Source organism: Nostoc sp. (genome assembly GCF_036917655.1).
Taxonomy (GTDB): Bacteria; Cyanobacteriota; Cyanobacteriia; order Cyanobacteriales; family Nostocaceae; genus Nostoc.
Genome location: NZ_JBALCY010000055.1, coordinates 44722 through 63613, shown reverse-complemented (window position 1 = coordinate 63613; position 18892 = coordinate 44722). Strand labels below are relative to the sequence as shown.

The window sequence follows — 18892 nt, the reverse complement described above, 5'->3', positions numbered from 1 at the left end:
TGTTTTTCTCCAAAGATTTCGTTATCTACTAGTTTTGTTAGCTTATAGCAATTAAATTACGTAATTCAGGATTAACAGTAACACACTATATAGCAATCCGATTTGATTTCTGAAATTATTTGCGTAGGGTGGGAATGGGGAGTAGGGAGTGGGGAGTAGGGAAGAAGCCTCTTTGAGTTGTACTGAGTTTTTTCAAAAATCAAATATGAGTTCTATAGCGTTTCCTAATCACATGAGGTACATCAGAGCAAGCTCTTCGCTTGCGGGGAGGGGGTTGGGGGTGGGGTTCTTGTATCTCACAAGGGCCGAGAACCGCTATATCGTTGAATAGTTAATACTGAGATCAACTGGAATCCCCAACGCCTCTAGTGTAGCTCTGCGACAATTACAGACATTTAGAGCATCGATTCAGTAATCAAAAACCGTAAAGATTCAGGTAATACCAAAATCTCTACAATCGTTTACTGATAACGCTTTCCTGGGATTAGCCACAAATTTATATTCTCAATAAGAATTGCGTAACGACTATATTTTAGTGCCTTATTGCGACTAAAGGTATGTTAATAAGCAAAAGTCGAATTTGAAACGGCTCTGTGAGTGGGTTTCAAACACCTGAATCTTTAGCAAAAACCTAACCCTCCAGTCTCCTTCCCTGCCAGGAAAGGCGGAGCAACACTCTTCGGAGAGGGTTGGGGTATTTTAGGCGTGGGTGGAAAGAAATCTTACTTTTGACGTCATCTGCAAAAGCTCACGAAGAACCTAACCCCCTTCAAGATGCGGGAAGGGGGAAAATTCAAAGTCTCTCTTCTTCTAGGAGAGAGAGAGAGAAATAGAAATAAGGTTTTTCAGATACCGTGAAAAGTCAGGAAAGAAATGCGATCGCATTATAGATAAAATCAAAAATAGCTTATAATACCCAAATCATCCTCCTTATTAAAAACTTTTGAGTGATTAATTGTATGCCAAAAAAATATGTACCTAACGCCTTTTTTAAAATTGAAGATTCACAGTTATATGCGATTTTTGCTTGGAGTCACCGAACAGCAGAAATTATTCCAGCAAAATCGTGGCTGACAATACTAGAAATATTTATTCATGAACATTCGTTAGAAAAAGCTTACCAAATATTTCAAAAAATTAAATTAGAAGCTATAGAAGAGAAAGTCATTCAGGAACTAAATAAATATGAGCAGCTTCTTCAAAATGCCCTAGTTTTTTTAGCAGATGGTAGCCTCACAATTTTTGGTAAAGGCTTTCGGAGTTTTATCGAAAAGGAAATGCAATTTGAACTTGGTGCATTAAGTAGAGAAACTTACCAAGTCCTGCCGCAATTATTTTCTCAGTATCAATTAGACGATGATTTAGAATCTATTGAGAATATAGAAGACTTTCGGAAATTAGTAGAACGCCTAGAAAATCTTGGTTTACTATCCCCTGCTACAGGTTCGATAGATTGGGGTGATTTGAAAAAAGCAGTTCCCATTTGTCAGGCTTTTGGATTGACAAGAGGTACACCAGTCGATAGATACTATCTCAGCAAATTTCTGAAAGAAATTCAAACCCAAATCGGTGGCAATATCTTAGAAATAGGAGGAACACCAAAAGATAAAGATTTTTATCAAATTAATCCAGGCACATCATATCAGATTCTTAACTTAGAAACAGGCCCAGGAGTAGATATAGTTGGGGATGTTCATGATCTATCCGTTATTAAACCAGAATCTTTTGATTCAGTGATAATTTTTAACGTCTTAGAACATTGTTATGCCCCCTGGATAGCAGTGGAAAATATCCACACTTGGCTAAAACCTGGTGGGAAATGTTTTGCTATGGTCCCAAGTGCGATTAGAGTTCATGCTACTCCCGTTGATTATTGGCGGCCTTTACCTGATGCTTTCGCCTGGATGTTTAAAAATTTCTCCCAACAGAAGTTATATGTCTATGGCAATCCTACCACTGTAATAGCCTCTTATCATGGGATAGCCGTAGAAGAACTGACATCTGAAGAACTAGACGCTTATCATCCAGATTATCCCGTCGCAACTTGTATTTTGGCTGAAAAGTAAATCTAAATGTGTGAGGAGAAATTCTTTATGAAAATTGCTCTTGTCGCTTGGGGTTATATCCCTGAACCTCCTTTATCACATTCTGTTTTAACTGTGATACATGGATACAAAAACTTTTTAGAGAAAATTGGACATCAAGTCGATATCTTAAATGAAAAAAATGTTAACGAAGTCATAGAATATATTAATAATAATAATTATGATTTTGTGCATTTACACGCCTACAGTTTTGTGAGCGAATTTAATCGAAACCTTAAACAGAAGTATTGTTTCACCTGCCATGATGGTTATTTGTTTAAAACAAATAAATGGAATGAAGAATTTAGAGAAGCATTTCAATATTATTTCAATGCACCTGGGATAATTGCCCTTTCTCATTTAACAAAAGATTTTTTACTGCAAGCAGGGTATTCTGGATACATATCAGTCCAACTGAATGGTATTGATATTCAGAAAGTAAATTTTCAAGCTAAGGGAAATAATAAAGCTATTTGTTTAGGTTGGATTCAACCAAGAAAACAGCAGAAATTACTGGCAAAAATAATAGATGGTAAGATTGCAATAGATTTTGTTGGACCTCTAGATGATCCTGATTTTGTTGAAGGAATAACGACAAAACATTTAGGTATATGGAGTTTAGAACAAGTTTATTCTCGTCTCACAGATTATAGTTGTTTAGTTTTAATTAGTGAAGGAGAAGTTGCACCACTCGTAGTAGTAGAAGCAATGGCAGCAGGTTTATGTATCGTTGTTTCCGAATCTGCTAGCGCCAATTTACATAACAAAGAATTTATTAGAGTTTTGCCAGATAATATTTTAACTAATGCCACGCCAGAATCTCAAAAAATTGTGACAGATACAATTAACGAGATGATTGATAAAAACCAATATTATCGCCCATATATTCGAGAATACGTCCGAGAAAACTTTGATCTTAGTCGCCTGGTTTATAATTATAATAATATTATGCATGAATTTATAAACTTATACAGTTAAGGAGTAATTTCTCAGAGTTTTAACAAATTTGTTATGTAATACTAGTTTACCGTTCTCCTCCTAAATAATCACAAATTTATCCTTAATTATTTGGATTTTTGTGTGAACAATACGATAATGATTTAACAATGGAAACTGTAGTTTTTGATTTCAGTCATGAAATATCAATTATCCTCTGTACCTACAACCGGGCAAAGTATCTAAACAATTGCATTGATAGTGTTATTGCTCAGAGTTTTAAAGATTGGGAACTGATTATAGTTGATGACGGCAGCCAAGATAATACTTTTGAAATTGTCAATCCTTATATTCAACAATTTCATAATATCCGGTATTTGAAACATCAAAACAGGAAGCTATGGTATGCTAAAAATGCTGGTATCCAGGCATCTTTCGGCAAATACATAACATTTTTGGATAGCGATGATGCGTACAAAGTAAATCACTTAGATGCGCGAATAGAATATATGAGGGCTAATCCAGAAATCGACTTGATTGAAGGTGGATTCGCAACAGAGGAAGAGATTTGGGTTGCAGATTATTTTCAACCAGGTGAAAAAATTAATCTTCGAGAATGTGTTTTAGGCCCAACATTTTTTGGGAAGAGACAGGTATTTTTCGAGGTGAAAGGATTTAAGAATATTGCCTATGGGGAGGATACAGACTTTTGGTATCGGGCGGCAAAAATATTCAGAACCGAAAAAGTAACCGAACCCCAAACCTATATTTACACAAGAGCAGAAACTAGTATTACCAAAAGTGTTTTGGAGAATATTTCTTAATTTGATTAACTACCTGGCATGAAGAATATCCTTTTTCCATCCCAAATAAGCCATTATTCTCGACGGGTTATTGGTTCTGTTTGGCAGATGTTACTTCTAGGAATTGTCCTAAGTTCGTACCTAATATTTTTATCTGGTTGTCAGGGACTAGCACAGAAGGATGACGGAGTAATTCATTTGACCCTATGGCAAGCAATCAATCCCCCTGCTAATCGGGATGTGTTTGAAAAATTGGTAGACAAATTTAATCAGACTCATCCTGATATCCAGGTAGAATCTGTGTTCTTAGCTCAACCCGAATTGCCGAAAATATTAACAGCAGTTGTGGGTAATGTGCCTCCAGATATCCTGGCATTCTACCCGCAAATTACAGGCCAGTTAGCAGATTTAGGGGCAATTGTACCTTTAGAAGATTGGTTGGATAAATTGCCCCTAAAGTCAGAAATCAGCCCTAACCTACTTGAAGAATTGCAATTAGACGGTCATCTTTGGTCAGCCCCATTGTATACCAGCAATATAGGTATTTTTTACAGACCAAAGCTTTTCCAAGCTGCGGGAATTACGCAAATGCCCAAAACTTGGGAAGAATTGAGGCAAGTTGCTAAAAAATTAACCATAGACCGCAATGGCGACAACCGACCAGAACAGTATGGAATTGTACTGCCTTTAGGGAAGGGAGAATGGACTGTTTTTAGCTGGTTCCCTTTTTTATTGAGCGGTGGGGGAGAAGTACTAACAAATAACCGACCGAATTTAACGAACCCTGGAGCGCTGAAAGCTTTACAATTCTGGCAAGAGCTATTAAAAGATGGTTCAGCAACCCTTTCTTCTCCAGAGCGGGGTTATGAAGAGGATGCTTTTATAGCGGGTCGCGTTGCTATGCAAATTACGGGCCCTTGGACTTATATCACTAAATCTAAAGTTGATTACGACGCATTTCCTATACCTGCAAATGTTAGTCAAGCTACGGTGACAGGTGGTGGAAATCTTTATTTGATGAAGACCATACCAGCCAGAGAGCAAGCCGCACTCAAGTTTTTAGAGTATGTTTTGAGTGAAGAATTCCAAAAAGAATGGAGTATCGGCACCGGTTTTTTACCAGTTAACCTCAAAGCCGCTCAAAGTGAAGCTTATCAGCAATTCATGAACCAAAAACCTTGGTTAAAAGTGTTTATGGAACAAATTCCTCTGGCTGGCGCTCGACCGATTATTCCTGGATATAGTCGTCTTTCTGACAGTCTTGGTCGAGCTATAGAGGCTACATTGCTGGGTGAGCCTCCCGAAAAAGCTCTCAAAATAGCACAAGAGCGTTTAGAACTTATTTGGGATGATAAATAAATGGGACTGGGTACTAGGGATTGGGGAACTCGCGATGTCCTCTGAGGTGCAGTGGCTTTAGCACATAATTAACTATTAGCATTTGTGTTTGAGAATCTGTCCATTGGTCGAGTGCAATCAATTCAATTGCAAGTTGAGTAAACCCCCGGCTTAAATCGGATTGCTTGGCTTCAACGACTAACAGTGAATTGGAAGATGAAATATAGTAATCAAAACTTCCTTTGAGTTGTTCGCTAACATTAATGGGGTACTCAATGTTAAGTTGAGTTTGCGTATCGATAAAAGTCAGGGAGAAACTCCAGTTTTGCGATGTAAATTTCTTTTCAATGTACACAAGCCAATTGCGGGGATAGCTCCCAGAATCACTGCTGTAAGTCCTTGTCCACTCCAATATAATATCGGAGTTCGGTAGGTTTCTGGAATCAAATTTTGCACAATAAAAAGCAACCAAACCAAAATAGTGATCAATAAGAAAGAGATTGAGGGTAAAAAATTCCACCACCAAATGCCTGCTGTATATCGCCTCAATACTAGCCATTGGCAAATACCCAGCCAAATTCCAGAAATTATATATGCGATCGCAGACAGAAATCCCAAAATAAAAGTATCTTCAGGAGATGATGAGGCAATGGTTGAAATGTCGTTAATCCAGGCTGTAGAAACACCATTGGCAATCAGCCAACCTACACTAGTAGCAAATAGCCACTGCCAACCTGGTAAATATCGGTAAAGGACAAGGCTCTGGTCAGCAGCGAAAATTACGGCAAATACAACGTTACTGAGACTTCTGACCAAAATGCTCCATGTTTGTGGTTGGATAACAACGCTAGGTGAGAGACTTTGGAGAATAATTTTCTCTAAGGCTATACTGACAACGCCACCCACAACCCATCCGATCAGGGTCATCAAGGTAAACCGAATAAAGAACCTCTGTCGCTGCGATCGCGGAATCAAATACTTTTCTGGGTTAGGCTGGTTATTAGCAGATGCAACACGATCGGGACTGTTAGAGTCAGTTTGCATATTAAAGTTAGGGGAGTGGAGAGTAGGGAGATTAGGGAGATAGGAGAGCAGGGGGAGAATAACTAATACTTCTCTACGAGAGGCTGCACCAACGGCTTCTCTACGAGACGCACTCGCGTTCGCTCAGTACAAGTGCCCAATGCCCAATCCTCAATTAAATATTGATTCTTGTTTTACCCTATTTCTCACTCGCCAGTCCCTATTTTCCATTCGCCACTCGCCACTCGCCACTCCCCAAGGCGGGCATACTATGTCAATAGTAGTAGTATATTCTCAATAGAGTTATAACTAGTCTCATTAACCTATGCTTATTGCTAAAAGTTTAGGGGTAGGCTGTCGTAGACATCGCTTTGAGTCTTGGAAACTAAACCAAACGAGAAATAGTGATTTTTTTGTTGGTTCTTAACCTTGGTTGTGCTCAAGAGTAATTTAGATGCGTTTGTCCTGCCCACTAAAATTGCACAAGAACCTTCACTTAATCTTTAAAGATATTTTAGTATATATACCGTATCTTTTGCGAGTTATAAAAATCAAAATAGTATTACAAAGCATCAAGATAAACTTATATCTTCGAGCTTGTTATACCCAACAACAATCATATAGAAATAAATAATAATCTTTGTGATTTTCTTTTAGGTTGTTGGAGTAACGAAACCAGTTTTTCATAGCTAGGTTTCAAGAATAGTTCAGTCTTAATTCTCTTTGTGTTCTTCAAGGTTTATTACTAGAATGCTCCAAAAATTATCCTTGGCTTTAGTGGCAACAACTGTTGTGGTCATAAATGCAAATCCAGCTAGTGCTGTGACTCTGCAAGTCAACAGTGGTCCGTTTTCTAGCTACTCTGATGCCAAAACTGTCACCTTTGACGATGGCACAGCAAATGATCCCAATGGATTTGTTACTTACTCTAATATTACTAGTAACATTGTTCAAGGTAGTGTATCTGGTCAATACGCCTCACCTTATGGGGATAATACCAAATTTCTCACAATTGCCCCATCAGGTAGTAATGTTGCAGGCGACAGTGGTTTTGTCAATATTAACTTCAAAGAAGCTGTTAATTACTTCGGTTTTTATGCAGGCTCATTGGATAGTTACAACTATATTGACATTTACAAAGGTAATCAGTTGTTAAAGACTTTTAGTGGTGCAGATGTGCCAACTGCTATAGCTGATGGTAGTTGGACTAGTACTCAAGCTAATTTGTTTGTCAATCTTGTAGGTGAAACAGGAGAAACATTTGACCGAGTTGTGATGCGCTCAGATGGTATTGCCTTTGAGACAGATAACCACGCCTATAGACTAGCCAGCCAGAGCGTTCCCGAACCTAGTGCGATGTTAGGTGTATTAGCAATAGGTGCTTGTGGTATGACTTCACTCTTCAAACGCTCACAACGGAAAGTGGCAGTATAAGGATAAATTATATCCTTATACCCGTTGAAAACCCTTGAGGATGTGTCTCGAAGCGTAGCTTCGAGACACATCTTTTACTTGTCACTGCCTAGCGATATCACGGCATTTTTCATGCAGTGCGAATCATTTCTAGAGTATCAAAAGAGAAGATACTAGTATAGCAATCCTAAATCATTCGTGAGAGAGAAAATCGCTGAAAGGCTTTAAAAACACGTACTTTTCATCTCAGTATTTTTTCACGTTTCAATTCGTCTTGCTATAGAAAGTTTTGAAAATATTTTTGATTCTTAGTTAGGTAACTGCAATACATTAGTAATAGAAACTCTATCAACGAGTTTTCAATGGTTTGGGTAGGGCAGCCGCGTTATGTCAATAAAAGCAGTATATTGTGAATAGAATCTAAATCAATCTCATTAACCTACGCTTATTGCTAAAGGTTTAAGCGTAGCCCATCGTAGATATCGCTTTGAGACTTGGAAACTAAACCAAACGAGAAATGCTGATTTTTTCGTTGGTTATTAACCTTGGTTGCGATCAAGAGCAATTTAGATGCGTTTGCCCTACCACTCCCCTTTTCCTGCCAACCTGCTGAAAAAGCGTAATCCTAGAATGATAAGCTAAACAGTGGCATAAAAATTGTGACTTAGGATGAAGTGATAAATGGGTGTTCCTTCAACGACTCCTCATCTCTTACGGGCTGCTCGTGGTGAAGTAGTAGATCGTCCCCCTGTCTGGATGATGCGACAAGCCGGACGATATATGAAAGCATATCGAGACTTAAGAGAGAAGTATCCTTCGTTTCGCGATCGCTCGGAAATTCCAGATGTAGCAATTGAAGTTTCCTTGCAACCGTGGAAAGCCTTCCAACCAGATGGAGTAATTTTATTTTCTGATATTGTCACCCCATTACCTGGTTTGGGCATTGACATGGACATCGCCGAAGGTAAAGGGCCAATCATTCACTCGCCCCTCCGCACTCAAGAACAAATTGATCGTCTGCATCCTTTAGAACCAGAAGCAGCTCTACCATTTATCAAAACCATTTTGCAAGCGCTGCGCTCTGAAGTAGGCGATAAATCAACGGTGTTGGGCTTTGTGGGTGCGCCGTGGACGTTAGCAGCTTATGCAGTAGAGGGAAAAGGTTCTAAAACCTACTCCATCATCAAAAACATGGCATTTTCAGACCCGGCGATATTGCATCAACTGTTAGCTAAATTAGCAGATGCGATCGCCATCTATGCCCGCTACCAAATTGACTCTGGTGCCCAAGTTGTGCAAATGTTCGATTCTTGGGCGGGTCAGTTGAGTCCTCAAGATTATGACACCTTTGCCCTCCCCTATCAGCAGAGAGTTTTCCAGCAAGTCAAGCAAACCCACCCCGATACACCTTTGATTCTGCTAGTTAGTGGTAGTGCGGGTGTGTTGGAAAGAATGGCACAATCTGGCGCGGATATTGTCAGTGTAGACTGGGCGGTGGATATGGCAGATGCACGAGCCAGATTGGGCAAGCAAGTCAAAGTTCAAGGGAATCTTGACCCAGGCGTGCTATTTGGCTCTAAACAGTTTATCCGCGATCGCATTCTCGATACCGTTCGCAAAGCTGGCAATTGGGGTCACATTCTCAATCTCGGTCATGGTGTCTTACCAGAAACTCCCGAAGAAAATGTCGCTTTCTTCTTTGAAACCGCAAAGGAACTGAATCTTGCAGGAGTTAAGGCTTGAGAGTGAGGAGTTATGAGTTATGAGTTAGGAGTTATAAACTATAAAGTTATCAGTTGCGAGGCGCAAAGTGATTTTTTTATTCTTAACTCCTCACGTACAGACGCGATTAATCGCGTCTCTCCAAACTCTTAACTCCTAACTTGATTAATAACTCCTGATTGGGAACTTTTAACTTAATTCTTAACTCCTAACTCCTAACTCCTAACTTATTAAAATCTTAGTATGAGCCAGAAACGGATTTTAGTGACTGGTGCAAGTGGTTGTATAGGTCATTATTTAACAGAAGCCTTAATTAAGGAAACAGATCACGAACTGTTTCTGCTAGTTAGGAACCCAAGTAAACTGCAAGTTAATACTAACGCCCGTTCAGGTATCAACGTTTTGCAAGGTGATATGCAAAATATTCGCCAGTTTGCTGATTTGCTATCAACAATTGATACGGCGGTACTCACAGCCACAGCTTGGGGTGGTGATGAGACATTTGATATTAATGTCGTCAAGACTATAGAGTTGCTCGAACTGCTAGATCCAGAACGTTGCCAGCAGGTGATTTATTTTTCGACAGCTAGCGTTTTGGATCGCTACAATCAACCATTAAAAGAAGCAGGGGAAATTGGGACAGATTACATCCGTTCTAAATATGACTGCTTACATAAGATATCGAAATTAGCGATCGCACCCAAAATTACCACACTATTTCCGACTTTAGTAGTGGGCGGTGATGCCAATAAACCCTATTCTCACCTCACATCTGGCATTCCCGAAGTTACGAAATATATTAATTTGATTCGCTTTTTGGAAGCAGATGGCAGTTTTCACTTTATCCACGGACGAGACATTGCCACTGTCGTGCGATATTTAATTGATCATCCTGGCGAAAATGATCAACCACGTCGGTTGGTTTTAGGTCAGGCACAGTTAACTGCTACTCAAGCAGTGGAAGAAGTTTGTGCTTATCTGGGCAAAAAGATTTACTTTCGCATTCCCGTATCTTTAGCATTGGCTAATTTGATTATTGTTCTGTTCCACATTCAGATGGCCGCTTGGGATAGATTTTGTATGAACTATCGGCATTTCACCTATGAAAATTTTATCAATCCTGATAGTTTCGGCTTACCAAATTATTGTGCAACCATGAGTGATGTTTTAAAAATTAGTGGCGTTGAACGTGCTGATAAATAGTCAATAACTCTTTGTCTCGTTCCCAGTATGGGAGGCTCCGCCTTTTGACTTGTGGCTCTGGTGCAATGAGGTGCATTTCCAGGTATAACCTAGAAACGAGGCTTTAATAAAAAGTCAATAACTCTTTATTTTCGTTAGAGTGGGATAACAATCAAAGTGTGAGGATTGATACTACATGCGAATCTTGTTAGTGTATCCGATATTTCCCAAAACCTTTTGGTCTTATGAAAAAATCTTGGAGTTAGTCGATCGCAAGGTTTTATTACCACCTCTGGGTTTAGTAACAGTAGCCGCGATTCTCCCCCAAGAATGGGAATTCAAGCTAGTCGATCGCAACATTCGTGCAGCAACAGAAGCAGAATGGGCATGGGCAGATGTAGTAATTCTCTCCGCGATGATTGTCCAGAAACAAGATTTACTCGACCAAATCCAGGAAGCAAAAAAACGTGGCAAGCTAGTCGCAGTCGGCGGCCCCTACCCCACCTCTGTACCTCACGAAGTTGAAAATGTTGGTGCAGATTTTCTAATTCTGGATGAAGGAGAAATCACTCTCCCCATGTTTATTGAAGCAATTCAAAGGGGAGACACATCTGGCACTTTCCGCGCCACAGAAAAACCTGATGTGACAAGCACACCAATACCCCGCTTTGATTTATTAGAATTGAATGCCTATGACATGATGTCGGTGCAGTTTTCGCGCGGGTGTCCCTTCCAGTGCGAATTTTGTGACATTATTGTTCTCTACGGGCGCAAACCACGCACCAAAGCCCCAGCACAACTGTTAGCAGAGTTAGATTACCTCTACGAATTGGGTTGGCGGCGGGGTGTGTTCATGGTGGATGATAACTTTATTGGCAACAAGCGAAATGTGAAATTGTTGCTGAAAGAGTTAAAAGTCTGGATGGCAGAACACAAGTATCCCTTCCGATTTGACACTGAAGCTTCAATTGACTTAGCAGAAGACTCAGAAATGTTGGAGTTGATGGTTGAGTGTGGATTCTCGGCGGTGTTTTTGGGAATCGAAACGCCGGATGAGGATAGTTTGCAAATGACCAAAAAGTTTCAAAATACTCGCAGTTCCCTAACTGATGCAGTGGAAACGATCACCAAAGCGGGATTGCGCCCAATGGCTGGGTTTATTATTGGGTTTGATGGCGAAAAAGCAGGCGCAGGCGATCGCATTGTCCGCTTTGCAGAACAAGCAGCTATTCCTTCTACAACCTTTGCCATGTTGCAAGCATTACCTAACACCGCGCTTTGGCATCGCCTGAAAAAGGAAGGACGACTGCGGGAAAACCAAGATGGGAACATCAACCAGACAACATTGATGAACTTCCTCCCCACCCGTCCCCTGGAAGAACTTGCACGAGAATATATTGAGGCATTTTGTACTTTATACGACCCAGTGCAGTACTTGGATCGCACCTACCGCTGTTTCTTGATGATGGGTTTACCGAGTTGGAAAGCCCCAGCCAAAATGCCTGAGTGGGTAGTTATTAGAGCGCTGCTGACTGTAATTTGGCGACAAGGAATCAAACGAGAAACTCGCTGGAAGTTCTGGCATCATTTGTTCAGCATCATCAAGCGTAACCCAGGAGTTGTTGAACATTATATTGCTGCTTGTGCCCACAACGAGCATTTTCTAGAATATCGCCAAATAGTGCGCGATCAAATTGAAAGTCAGCTAGCTGAATATTTGGCCCAAGGTGCAGAAAAGCCATATGTGCTAGTTAAGAAAAAAGTAGAGGAAAAAACTGAAGCAGTAGTCAGTTAAGGGTGGTAATGGGTAATAGGTAATAGTAAATAAATTACTTATTGCCCTCGCATATTTTTTCTAATTATTCTTATGTTTATTTATGTCTACTTGGATTAGCTATTTTGCTTTTCCAATCCCAGTTATTTGAAAAATTAACTCCGCTGCTTTACTCATTAACGAAGTCTTAATCTCAAGTTGATAATTCCCCTGTTTTAAAACCTCCGTCACAACTTTTCTGAAAATTGGTACAGAAGCTCAGACTTTAGCATAACTGCAAGTCTGAGTAGTTCACCATTAAAATATATTCATCAAGTCCAAACGAGGACTCTCATGCTAAAGTACAACCCCCTAGATTGTCTGCCATCCTCAGCAGAACTTCCAGATTCTGACGATACCCCAGTGGATAACGAACTGCAAAATCTCATTCCCAATTTGCTGGAAGCAATTTTAGCTTTAGCATGGAGCAATCGCACTGATTGGTTTTTTGGTGTGGATATGGGCATTTATTACGCTCCTAGTAAACCACCGCTAGTACCAGATGGATTTCTCAGCTTAGGGGTAGAACGCTTTATTGGTGAAGAGGGACGTTTAAGCTATGTTTTGTGGGAAGAAGATGGTACTGTTCCCATTTTCGCTCTAGAAGTTGTTTCTAAAACCTACGGTGGCGAATACGAACAGAAAAAAATCGACTATGCCCAATTGGGAATTTTATATTATGCAATTTATGTACCCAGTCGTAGGTATCGGCGCAAGCGAGATCCCCTGGAAGTCTATCGCTTGGTTGAGGGAGACTATATTTTGCAACCAAACTCGCACGTATGGATACCAGAAATTGGTTTAGCAATTGGGCGAGAACGCGGTACTTATCTTGGGCGGACGCGTGAATGGTTGTACTGGTATGATCAAGAAGGACGAAGATTACCTACACCAGAAGAATTAGTCCAACAGGAAAGACAACGCGCCCAACGACTAGCGCAAAGGTTACGGGATTTGGGCATTAACCCAGAGGATATTTAGAAAATTGGGTCATGCGTAGATAAGGCAATGCTATGCTTTGGTTCCCAAAGTTGTAGCAGATGCAAGTGTACGGGTGAATTTACGTGTGTAGTGCCATCTATATTTTATCTCCCGCGATCGCGCTCTAAATCATCAATTACTTTTTGCAAATACCACTCGTCTGCCATCCCTGGATAATAATCTTGCTTCTGCTGAATTAATCGTTCGGCAATTTCCCAATATCCCCCAACCATTCGCAAAAGTCGCTGACGTAGCAGGTTATATTTTTGCTTTTTTGACTCAGGACTAAATTTTTGGATTTTTTCTAGGCTACTTAAGACTTGTTGATAATTTACCCAGTCTTCTTGTTCACAAAAGATACTCGCCGCCCGTTGATAATCTTCCAGAGCATTTTGCATTTCTTCTAAACAAGTATAGGCAATGCCGCGATTGTAGTAAGCTTGAGCATCATCGGGATTGATTTGCAGCGCTTGGGTGTAATCTTGAATTGCACCGAGATAATTGCCCGTTGTGCGATAGGCATTACCTCTGGCAATATAGACTAAGGCATCTTTGGGTTGCATCTGAAGTGCTTGGTTAAGATCCGCGATCGCACCTTGATGATCTCCCAATACAGAACGGGCTTTACCTCGGTTGCGATAGACAATGGCATCTTGAAAATTTAATCGCAATGCTTGATTAAAATCTGCGATCGCTTCTCGATAATTCCCCATTTTACAACGCACAACCCCACGACAGCAGTAAGCTTGGGCATCTTGCGGATCGGCTTTTAATACCCAATTTAAATCGGCAAGTGCCTCTTGTGTATCTCCCTTTTCCGCCTTTTCTAATAATTGCGTGAAATAATCATTGGTGGATAAAATTGGCGCATTGGTAGAACGCGATTGCTCAACGGCAGGTTTTTCGGGGGATTGTAGCTGTTTAATTCGTTCCAGACAAAGGCGACAATTCTCTTTATCCTGTTGCTCAAGATATAATTGTGCAGCCTTTTTAAAGTTAGCGATCGCATCTTGAATAGAACCCTGTTTGCGCCGCACCATCCCCCGCAGATTATAAGCAGCAGCATAATTGAGATTGAGACGAATAGCGCGTTCAACATCCTCCAGCGCCCCCGGCAGATTTTTCAGCGCCACCCTAGCCAATCCCCGACAATAATATGCCTCTACACTCTCAGGATTAAGCTTCAGGGCTTCGGTATAATCTGAAACAGCCTTCAGAATTGCTCCTGAGTCATAATGTGCCAAACCCCGTTGCAAGTAAGCTTCAGTAAAGTAAGGTGTCAGTTTTAAAGCATGGTTAAATTCCTCAATTGCTCCAGCGTAGTCTTTTCGCCTAGCCTTTTCCAATCCTCTATTGTAGAATTCGTCATTCATGGCATTTGTTTGGTTAATTCAGTTAGTAGAATTCCAGCAAGCTTGTTTCGTAGCCTAACCTATCCACTCACCCTTAATATTCTAAGTATTCAGCGTGGCTTTGCTTCATTTCGTATTTTCGATGAATTAAAACGAACACACACCGTAAATTGTTATAAATGAGATTTAACCAATGGAATATTGTATATGTCCAAGTTTTAGAGTTAGATTTAGTGCAAATCTCGGCTAAAACTTTGAATCCTCCTATCAATAATAAGTTATAGCAATGAAAATTAGAACTATTACAACAGGTATATCACTTCAATCTCTACAAAATCACGAAAAAATTAAGCAAGCTGCTGACTTTAATCAGCAAGTGCAGATTGTCTTTGAAAAACAAGGATATGAGGTACAAACAACTAGAATAGCCACTAATACCTGGGAAGAATATCTGCAAGGTTTGTCAAAAATCGAAATTATCAATGAAATTAAAATTCTAGAACAACTTTGTAAAAATCTGAATATCAGCTTTTTCAATATTGGTTATGCCAGCAAACCCGAAACCATAGATATAATTCCAGATATCAACAAAAATACATCGATTATTTATTGCTCAAGCAAAATTGGCGACAGGGAAACTGGCATAAACTTTGAGAATGTCCGGGAATCTGCCAAAGCTATTAAACGTATTTCCCAAGACAGTCAAAATGGCTATGGCAATTTTCGTTTTTGTGCATGGGCTAACTGCCAGCCAGGTATCCCCTTTTTCCCTACTGCATACCATACAGGCAATACATCTTTTGCTATAGCTTTAGAGTTAGGCGACTTAGTAATGCAAGCATTCTCACAAGCTAACAATATCCTAACAGCGGAGCAAAACCTGCAATTACTTTTAGAAGTAGAATTAAATAAAATCGCAGTTATAGCTGAAAAAATATCTGATAAATTTGCCGTTTCATATACAGGAATTGATACCTCTCTAGCTCCATCTTTGGATAAGAAAAACAGTATTGCTTTTGCTTATGAAAAATTGATGAGTGGCAAGTTTGGGCATTCAGGAACTCTCGCCATTTCTGGGATGCTGACTCGTGTATTGAAAAATCTAGCAGTAAAAATCTGTGGTTACTCTGGACTGATGCTTCCAGTTTGTGAAGATGTGGGACTAGCTACCAGGGCTAACGAGCAAACCTATGATATTACAAATTTATTATTATATTCAGCAGTTTGTGGCTGTGGACTGGATACAGTTCCGATTCCAGGTGATATAACGGGAGAAAAAATTGCAGATTTATTAATTGATATGGCAACTTTAGCTATCAAGTTAGATAAACCACTCTCAGCCCGATTATTTCCTATTCCAAATAAGAAAGCTGGGGAAATGACTACATTCAATTCCCCATATCTCGTAGATTGTAAAATATTTACAGTTAACTAAAATTATTCTGAAAGCAAGCTAGGAGAAGTCAGTACAAAAACATCCCTACTTCCTTGAGCGTCAATCTGTGGTTTGATGGCAGTGGTGAAGTGGAAAAAATCATGGTCATTGACTAATAAGAGTTCTCCCGGATTTAGAACTTTGCTAAACACAGGCTTTTCTTTTTTGGCAGTATATAGATGTGTTTCTCCACCTTGGATATTATCTCTATCTACTGAGAATATGCCAATAAAATCAGTGCCATCTTGATGGATACCTTCAGGCGCTGGATTACCTAAATTATCTAGTGAACAAATAGTTCTAATTTGATGAACTCCGATTTCAGCTTCAGGGTGAAGTTTACAAGAATCACTAAATGCTAAGACAAGATTTCTAAAAATATCAAGTTCTATGAGTGCATCATCTAATTCTGCAAACTCTCTTTTTATGTCACCCACTAATGGATTATACTCTTTACTTTGAAAGAGGTAGCCATGAGGTAATTTGATTAACTGATTTCCAGAGACTGTGAACCGAGATAATCTTCTCGAACGATAATTGCCTTTGATATAAGGGTCAATAGGCATATTACTAAAAAATGGTTTAAAACCTTCTGGATTGATTGAATTTACTTTTCTTAGAGTAAACAGAAAAGCATATTCTAATTCCGTTGATGTCCACACTTTTTGCATAGGATTTACCTCCTTGCATGTTGAAATTCTCCCGGATTTTTTTATGGGAGACTTATAACACTTAGTATATGCTACTTTTTATTACTATGTTGTCAATTCGACTACAAAAATTGGCAATCCATGATATGTAAAGTTGCTTGATTTCTGTCACAGGGCGGAGTAGCTGCTGAAAAGATTTGCTGATGGGGGTTCGGTGGGTAAGGAATCGACGTATATTTACTAGCAGCAACAAGGTTTTATAATGATTGATTGGCTTTACCGTTACCCACCTTTGTATCCGGGTATTCTGCTAAAACGCTACAAGCGGTTTTTTGCTGACGTTCAACTTACTTCTGGCGAAATAGTGACAGCACATTGTCCCAATACAGGGCCAATGACTGGAGTATCAACTCCCCAAAGTGCAGTACAACTTTCCAAAAGCGATAATCTTAACCGCAAATTGGCTTACACTTTAGAACTAATTCAGGTAGATGACAATGAGCCGACTTGGGTAGGCATAAATACTTTTTTGCCCAATCGGGTGGTAAAGCTAGCTTTGGCGAAACACCTTTTCCCAGAATTGGGCGACTATAGCCAAATTAAGGGCGAAGTGGTTTATGGGCTAGATAAAAAAAGTCGAGTGGATTTTTTCTTGACGGGGAGTGATGAAGAACGCCCGATTTACTTAGAAGTAAAAAATACAACTTTCTCTGAGGGGAGATTAGCCTTATTTCCTGACACGGAGACTACAAGAGGACAAAAGCACTTGCGAGAACTAATGGCGCTACTACCTCTAACTCGTGCGGTGATGCTTTATTTTATCAATCGCGGTGATTGTATCGAGTTCTCTCCTGGCGATCGCACAGATCCTGTATATGGTAAATTATTACGGGATGCGATCGCTCTTGGTTTAGAAGTTTTACCTTGCCGTTTCGACATTTCCCCCGAAGGTATCCGTTATTTGGGTTTGGCAAAACTAAAAATTTGATTACATCTAATTAAACACTAGAGACGTTGCAATGCAACGTCTCTAAACGCATGAAACAATAAATCCATCTAGATGCTGTCTAGATGGATTTGTTGGTAGTTGGTATTTAATAAAAAACATCCAACCAGATTGTAATGAAGAAACGACTATAGATAGTCGCCGCCCCACAAATAGCATTCGCTATTCTGAGGTTTGCTTATGCAGGAATCAAAACTGTGTCAATCACGTGGATGACACCGTTATCAGCAGCAACATCTGCTGTTGCAACTTTTGCATCATTTATCTTGACGCCATTAGAAGCATCAATTTTAACGTCTGAACCTTCAACTGTTTTAGCTGTCTTCAGTTTAGCTACATCAGCAGCCAGTACTTTACCTGAGACAACATGATAGGTCAAGATTTTCTTGAGCTTGGGAATATCTTTCAATAATGCGTCTACTGTACCTGCTGGAAGCTTGTTAAACGCTTCATCAGTAGGTGCAAAAACGGTAAATGGACCAGCGCCTTTCAGTGTATCTACCAGACCAGCTGCTTCGATTGCTGCAACTAGTGTCTTGAAAGAACCATTATTAGTGGCAGTGTCAATTATGTTGGCCATGTGTTTTACCTAGTTCTGTGTAACCTGTTACAAATCTAAACTATTTTTACATAAAAGCTATCTATCGTTAGACGTATGTAAAATAAAAATTTTTATTGATAGTATAAAAGTTTATATATATTTTTATACAAATAAAGAATTATATGTTATTCGGGCGGATGAGTTATAAGCACTCCTGGATGCGTAGTTTACCGCCGCAGGGATCGCTCCTTTCTTCTACCAGTGATAGGTGCGATCGCTGTTCACTAGTACCAACACAGCATTTTTACCAAAAAAGTCAGTTTAAAAGATGGCGAAAGGCATCTAAATTGAAAAAAATTGGTATAAACAAGAGTTTTCGCTATTTAGGAGTTACGTGAAAATTTTTAAGATGACCCTTGCTAAATAGGCAATGTACGGCTTATTAAGTATTTATATTCCTTATTTATATTTTTTTGCCCTAGCCTTTTGTCATGATTTTATAACCAAAAATGTTGGTAAAGCGCGTATTTAACTGATATTATTTCATCACCAGACACATTTCATTCATTGTTTGTGTAATCCTACTTGGAAATAATAAATTCCCATCACACTA

General features: G+C 39.6%; 15 protein-coding genes and 1 pseudogene. 11 read left to right on the top strand and 5 right to left on the bottom strand.

Translation table 11 applies throughout. From position 1 onward, the window contains the following. The first annotated feature begins 959 nt into the window (after nucleotides 1–959). The 4 genes from V7K30_RS18705 to V7K30_RS18690 all read left to right on the top strand — a co-directional run bounded on the left by V7K30_RS18705 (nucleotide 960) and on the right by V7K30_RS18690 (nucleotide 5182). Nucleotides 960–2066 carry a methyltransferase domain-containing protein gene (locus tag V7K30_RS18705; RefSeq protein ID WP_335001741.1) on the top strand — a complete coding sequence of 369 codons (1107 nt, stop codon included), beginning with the start codon at nucleotides 960–962 and terminating at the stop codon, nucleotides 2064–2066. A 27-nt stretch (nucleotides 2067–2093) separates the two neighbouring features. After that, nucleotides 2094–3062, top strand: a complete 969-nt coding sequence (locus tag V7K30_RS18700) for a glycosyltransferase (RefSeq protein ID WP_335001740.1) — start codon at nucleotides 2094–2096, stop codon at nucleotides 3060–3062. Nucleotides 3063–3190: 128 nt separating this feature from the next. Continuing rightward, on the top strand, nucleotides 3191–3844 hold the full coding sequence (locus V7K30_RS18695) for a glycosyltransferase family 2 protein (RefSeq protein WP_335001738.1): 654 nt from the start codon (nucleotides 3191–3193) through the stop codon (nucleotides 3842–3844). A gap of 18 nt (nucleotides 3845–3862) precedes the next feature. Beyond that, nucleotides 3863–5182, top strand: coding sequence for an ABC transporter substrate-binding protein (locus tag V7K30_RS18690; protein ID WP_335001736.1), 1320 nt, complete (start codon nucleotides 3863–3865; stop codon nucleotides 5180–5182). Nucleotides 5183–5195: 13 nt separating this feature from the next. On the opposite strand, the pseudogene V7K30_RS18685 reads toward V7K30_RS18690, so the two are convergent. Next, nucleotides 5196–5456: pseudogene (locus V7K30_RS18685) on the bottom strand (hypothetical protein); the annotation flags it as partial. An 11-nt stretch (nucleotides 5457–5467) separates the two neighbouring features. Continuing rightward, complete coding sequence (locus V7K30_RS18680) at nucleotides 5468–6205, bottom strand: hypothetical protein (RefSeq protein ID WP_335001734.1); 738 nt, start codon at nucleotides 6203–6205, stop codon at nucleotides 5468–5470. Nucleotides 6206–6934: 729 nt separating this feature from the next. On the opposite strand from V7K30_RS18680, the gene V7K30_RS18675 reads away from it, so the two are divergent. From V7K30_RS18675 to V7K30_RS18655, 5 genes are all read left to right on the top strand, one after another. Continuing rightward, a complete protein-coding gene (locus V7K30_RS18675; protein ID WP_335001732.1) occupies nucleotides 6935–7618 on the top strand; it encodes an Npun_F0296 family exosortase-dependent surface protein in 684 nt (227 codons plus the stop codon). A 660-nt stretch (nucleotides 7619–8278) separates the two neighbouring features. Next, the gene (gene hemE / locus V7K30_RS18670; protein WP_335001731.1) at nucleotides 8279–9340 is read left to right on the top strand and encodes a uroporphyrinogen decarboxylase; all 1062 of its coding nucleotides are present in this window, start codon (nucleotides 8279–8281) and stop codon (nucleotides 9338–9340) included. 222 nt (nucleotides 9341–9562) lie between these two features. Further along, complete coding sequence (locus V7K30_RS18665; RefSeq protein WP_335001729.1) at nucleotides 9563–10522, top strand: NAD-dependent epimerase/dehydratase family protein; 960 nt, start codon at nucleotides 9563–9565, stop codon at nucleotides 10520–10522. Nucleotides 10523–10697: 175 nt separating this feature from the next. After that, nucleotides 10698–12296, top strand: a complete 1599-nt coding sequence (locus tag V7K30_RS18660) for a B12-binding domain-containing radical SAM protein (RefSeq protein ID WP_335001727.1) — start codon at nucleotides 10698–10700, stop codon at nucleotides 12294–12296. 312 nt (nucleotides 12297–12608) lie between these two features. Next, nucleotides 12609–13295: a Uma2 family endonuclease gene (locus V7K30_RS18655; protein ID WP_335001725.1), complete on the top strand. Its 687-nt coding sequence runs from the start codon at nucleotides 12609–12611 to the stop codon at nucleotides 13293–13295. A 104-nt stretch (nucleotides 13296–13399) separates the two neighbouring features. Here the strand turns inward: V7K30_RS18655 and V7K30_RS18650 are convergent, their stop codons facing one another. Then, nucleotides 13400–14668: a tetratricopeptide repeat protein gene (locus tag V7K30_RS18650; protein ID WP_335001723.1), complete on the bottom strand. Its 1269-nt coding sequence runs from the start codon at nucleotides 14666–14668 to the stop codon at nucleotides 13400–13402. A 265-nt stretch (nucleotides 14669–14933) separates the two neighbouring features. Between V7K30_RS18650 and V7K30_RS18645 the strand changes: the two genes are divergently transcribed. Next, nucleotides 14934–16082 carry a DUF711 family protein gene (locus V7K30_RS18645; protein WP_335001721.1) on the top strand — a complete coding sequence of 383 codons (1149 nt, stop codon included), beginning with the start codon at nucleotides 14934–14936 and terminating at the stop codon, nucleotides 16080–16082. Nucleotides 16083–16084: 2 nt separating this feature from the next. Here V7K30_RS18645 and V7K30_RS18640 read toward each other — a convergent pair whose 3' ends face one another. Further along, nucleotides 16085–16753: a 2OG-Fe dioxygenase family protein gene (locus V7K30_RS18640; protein WP_335001719.1), complete on the bottom strand. Its 669-nt coding sequence runs from the start codon at nucleotides 16751–16753 to the stop codon at nucleotides 16085–16087. A 241-nt stretch (nucleotides 16754–16994) separates the two neighbouring features. Here V7K30_RS18640 and sfsA point away from each other — a divergent pair, with 241 nt between their 5' ends. After that, on the top strand, nucleotides 16995–17720 hold the full coding sequence (gene sfsA / locus V7K30_RS18635) for a DNA/RNA nuclease SfsA (protein ID WP_335001717.1): 726 nt from the start codon (nucleotides 16995–16997) through the stop codon (nucleotides 17718–17720). A gap of 196 nt (nucleotides 17721–17916) precedes the next feature. Here the strand turns inward: sfsA and V7K30_RS18630 are convergent, their stop codons facing one another. Continuing rightward, on the bottom strand, nucleotides 17917–18318 hold the full coding sequence (locus V7K30_RS18630; RefSeq protein ID WP_335001715.1) for a fasciclin domain-containing protein: 402 nt from the start codon (nucleotides 18316–18318) through the stop codon (nucleotides 17917–17919). Between the last annotated feature and the right edge of the window lie 574 nt (nucleotides 18319–18892).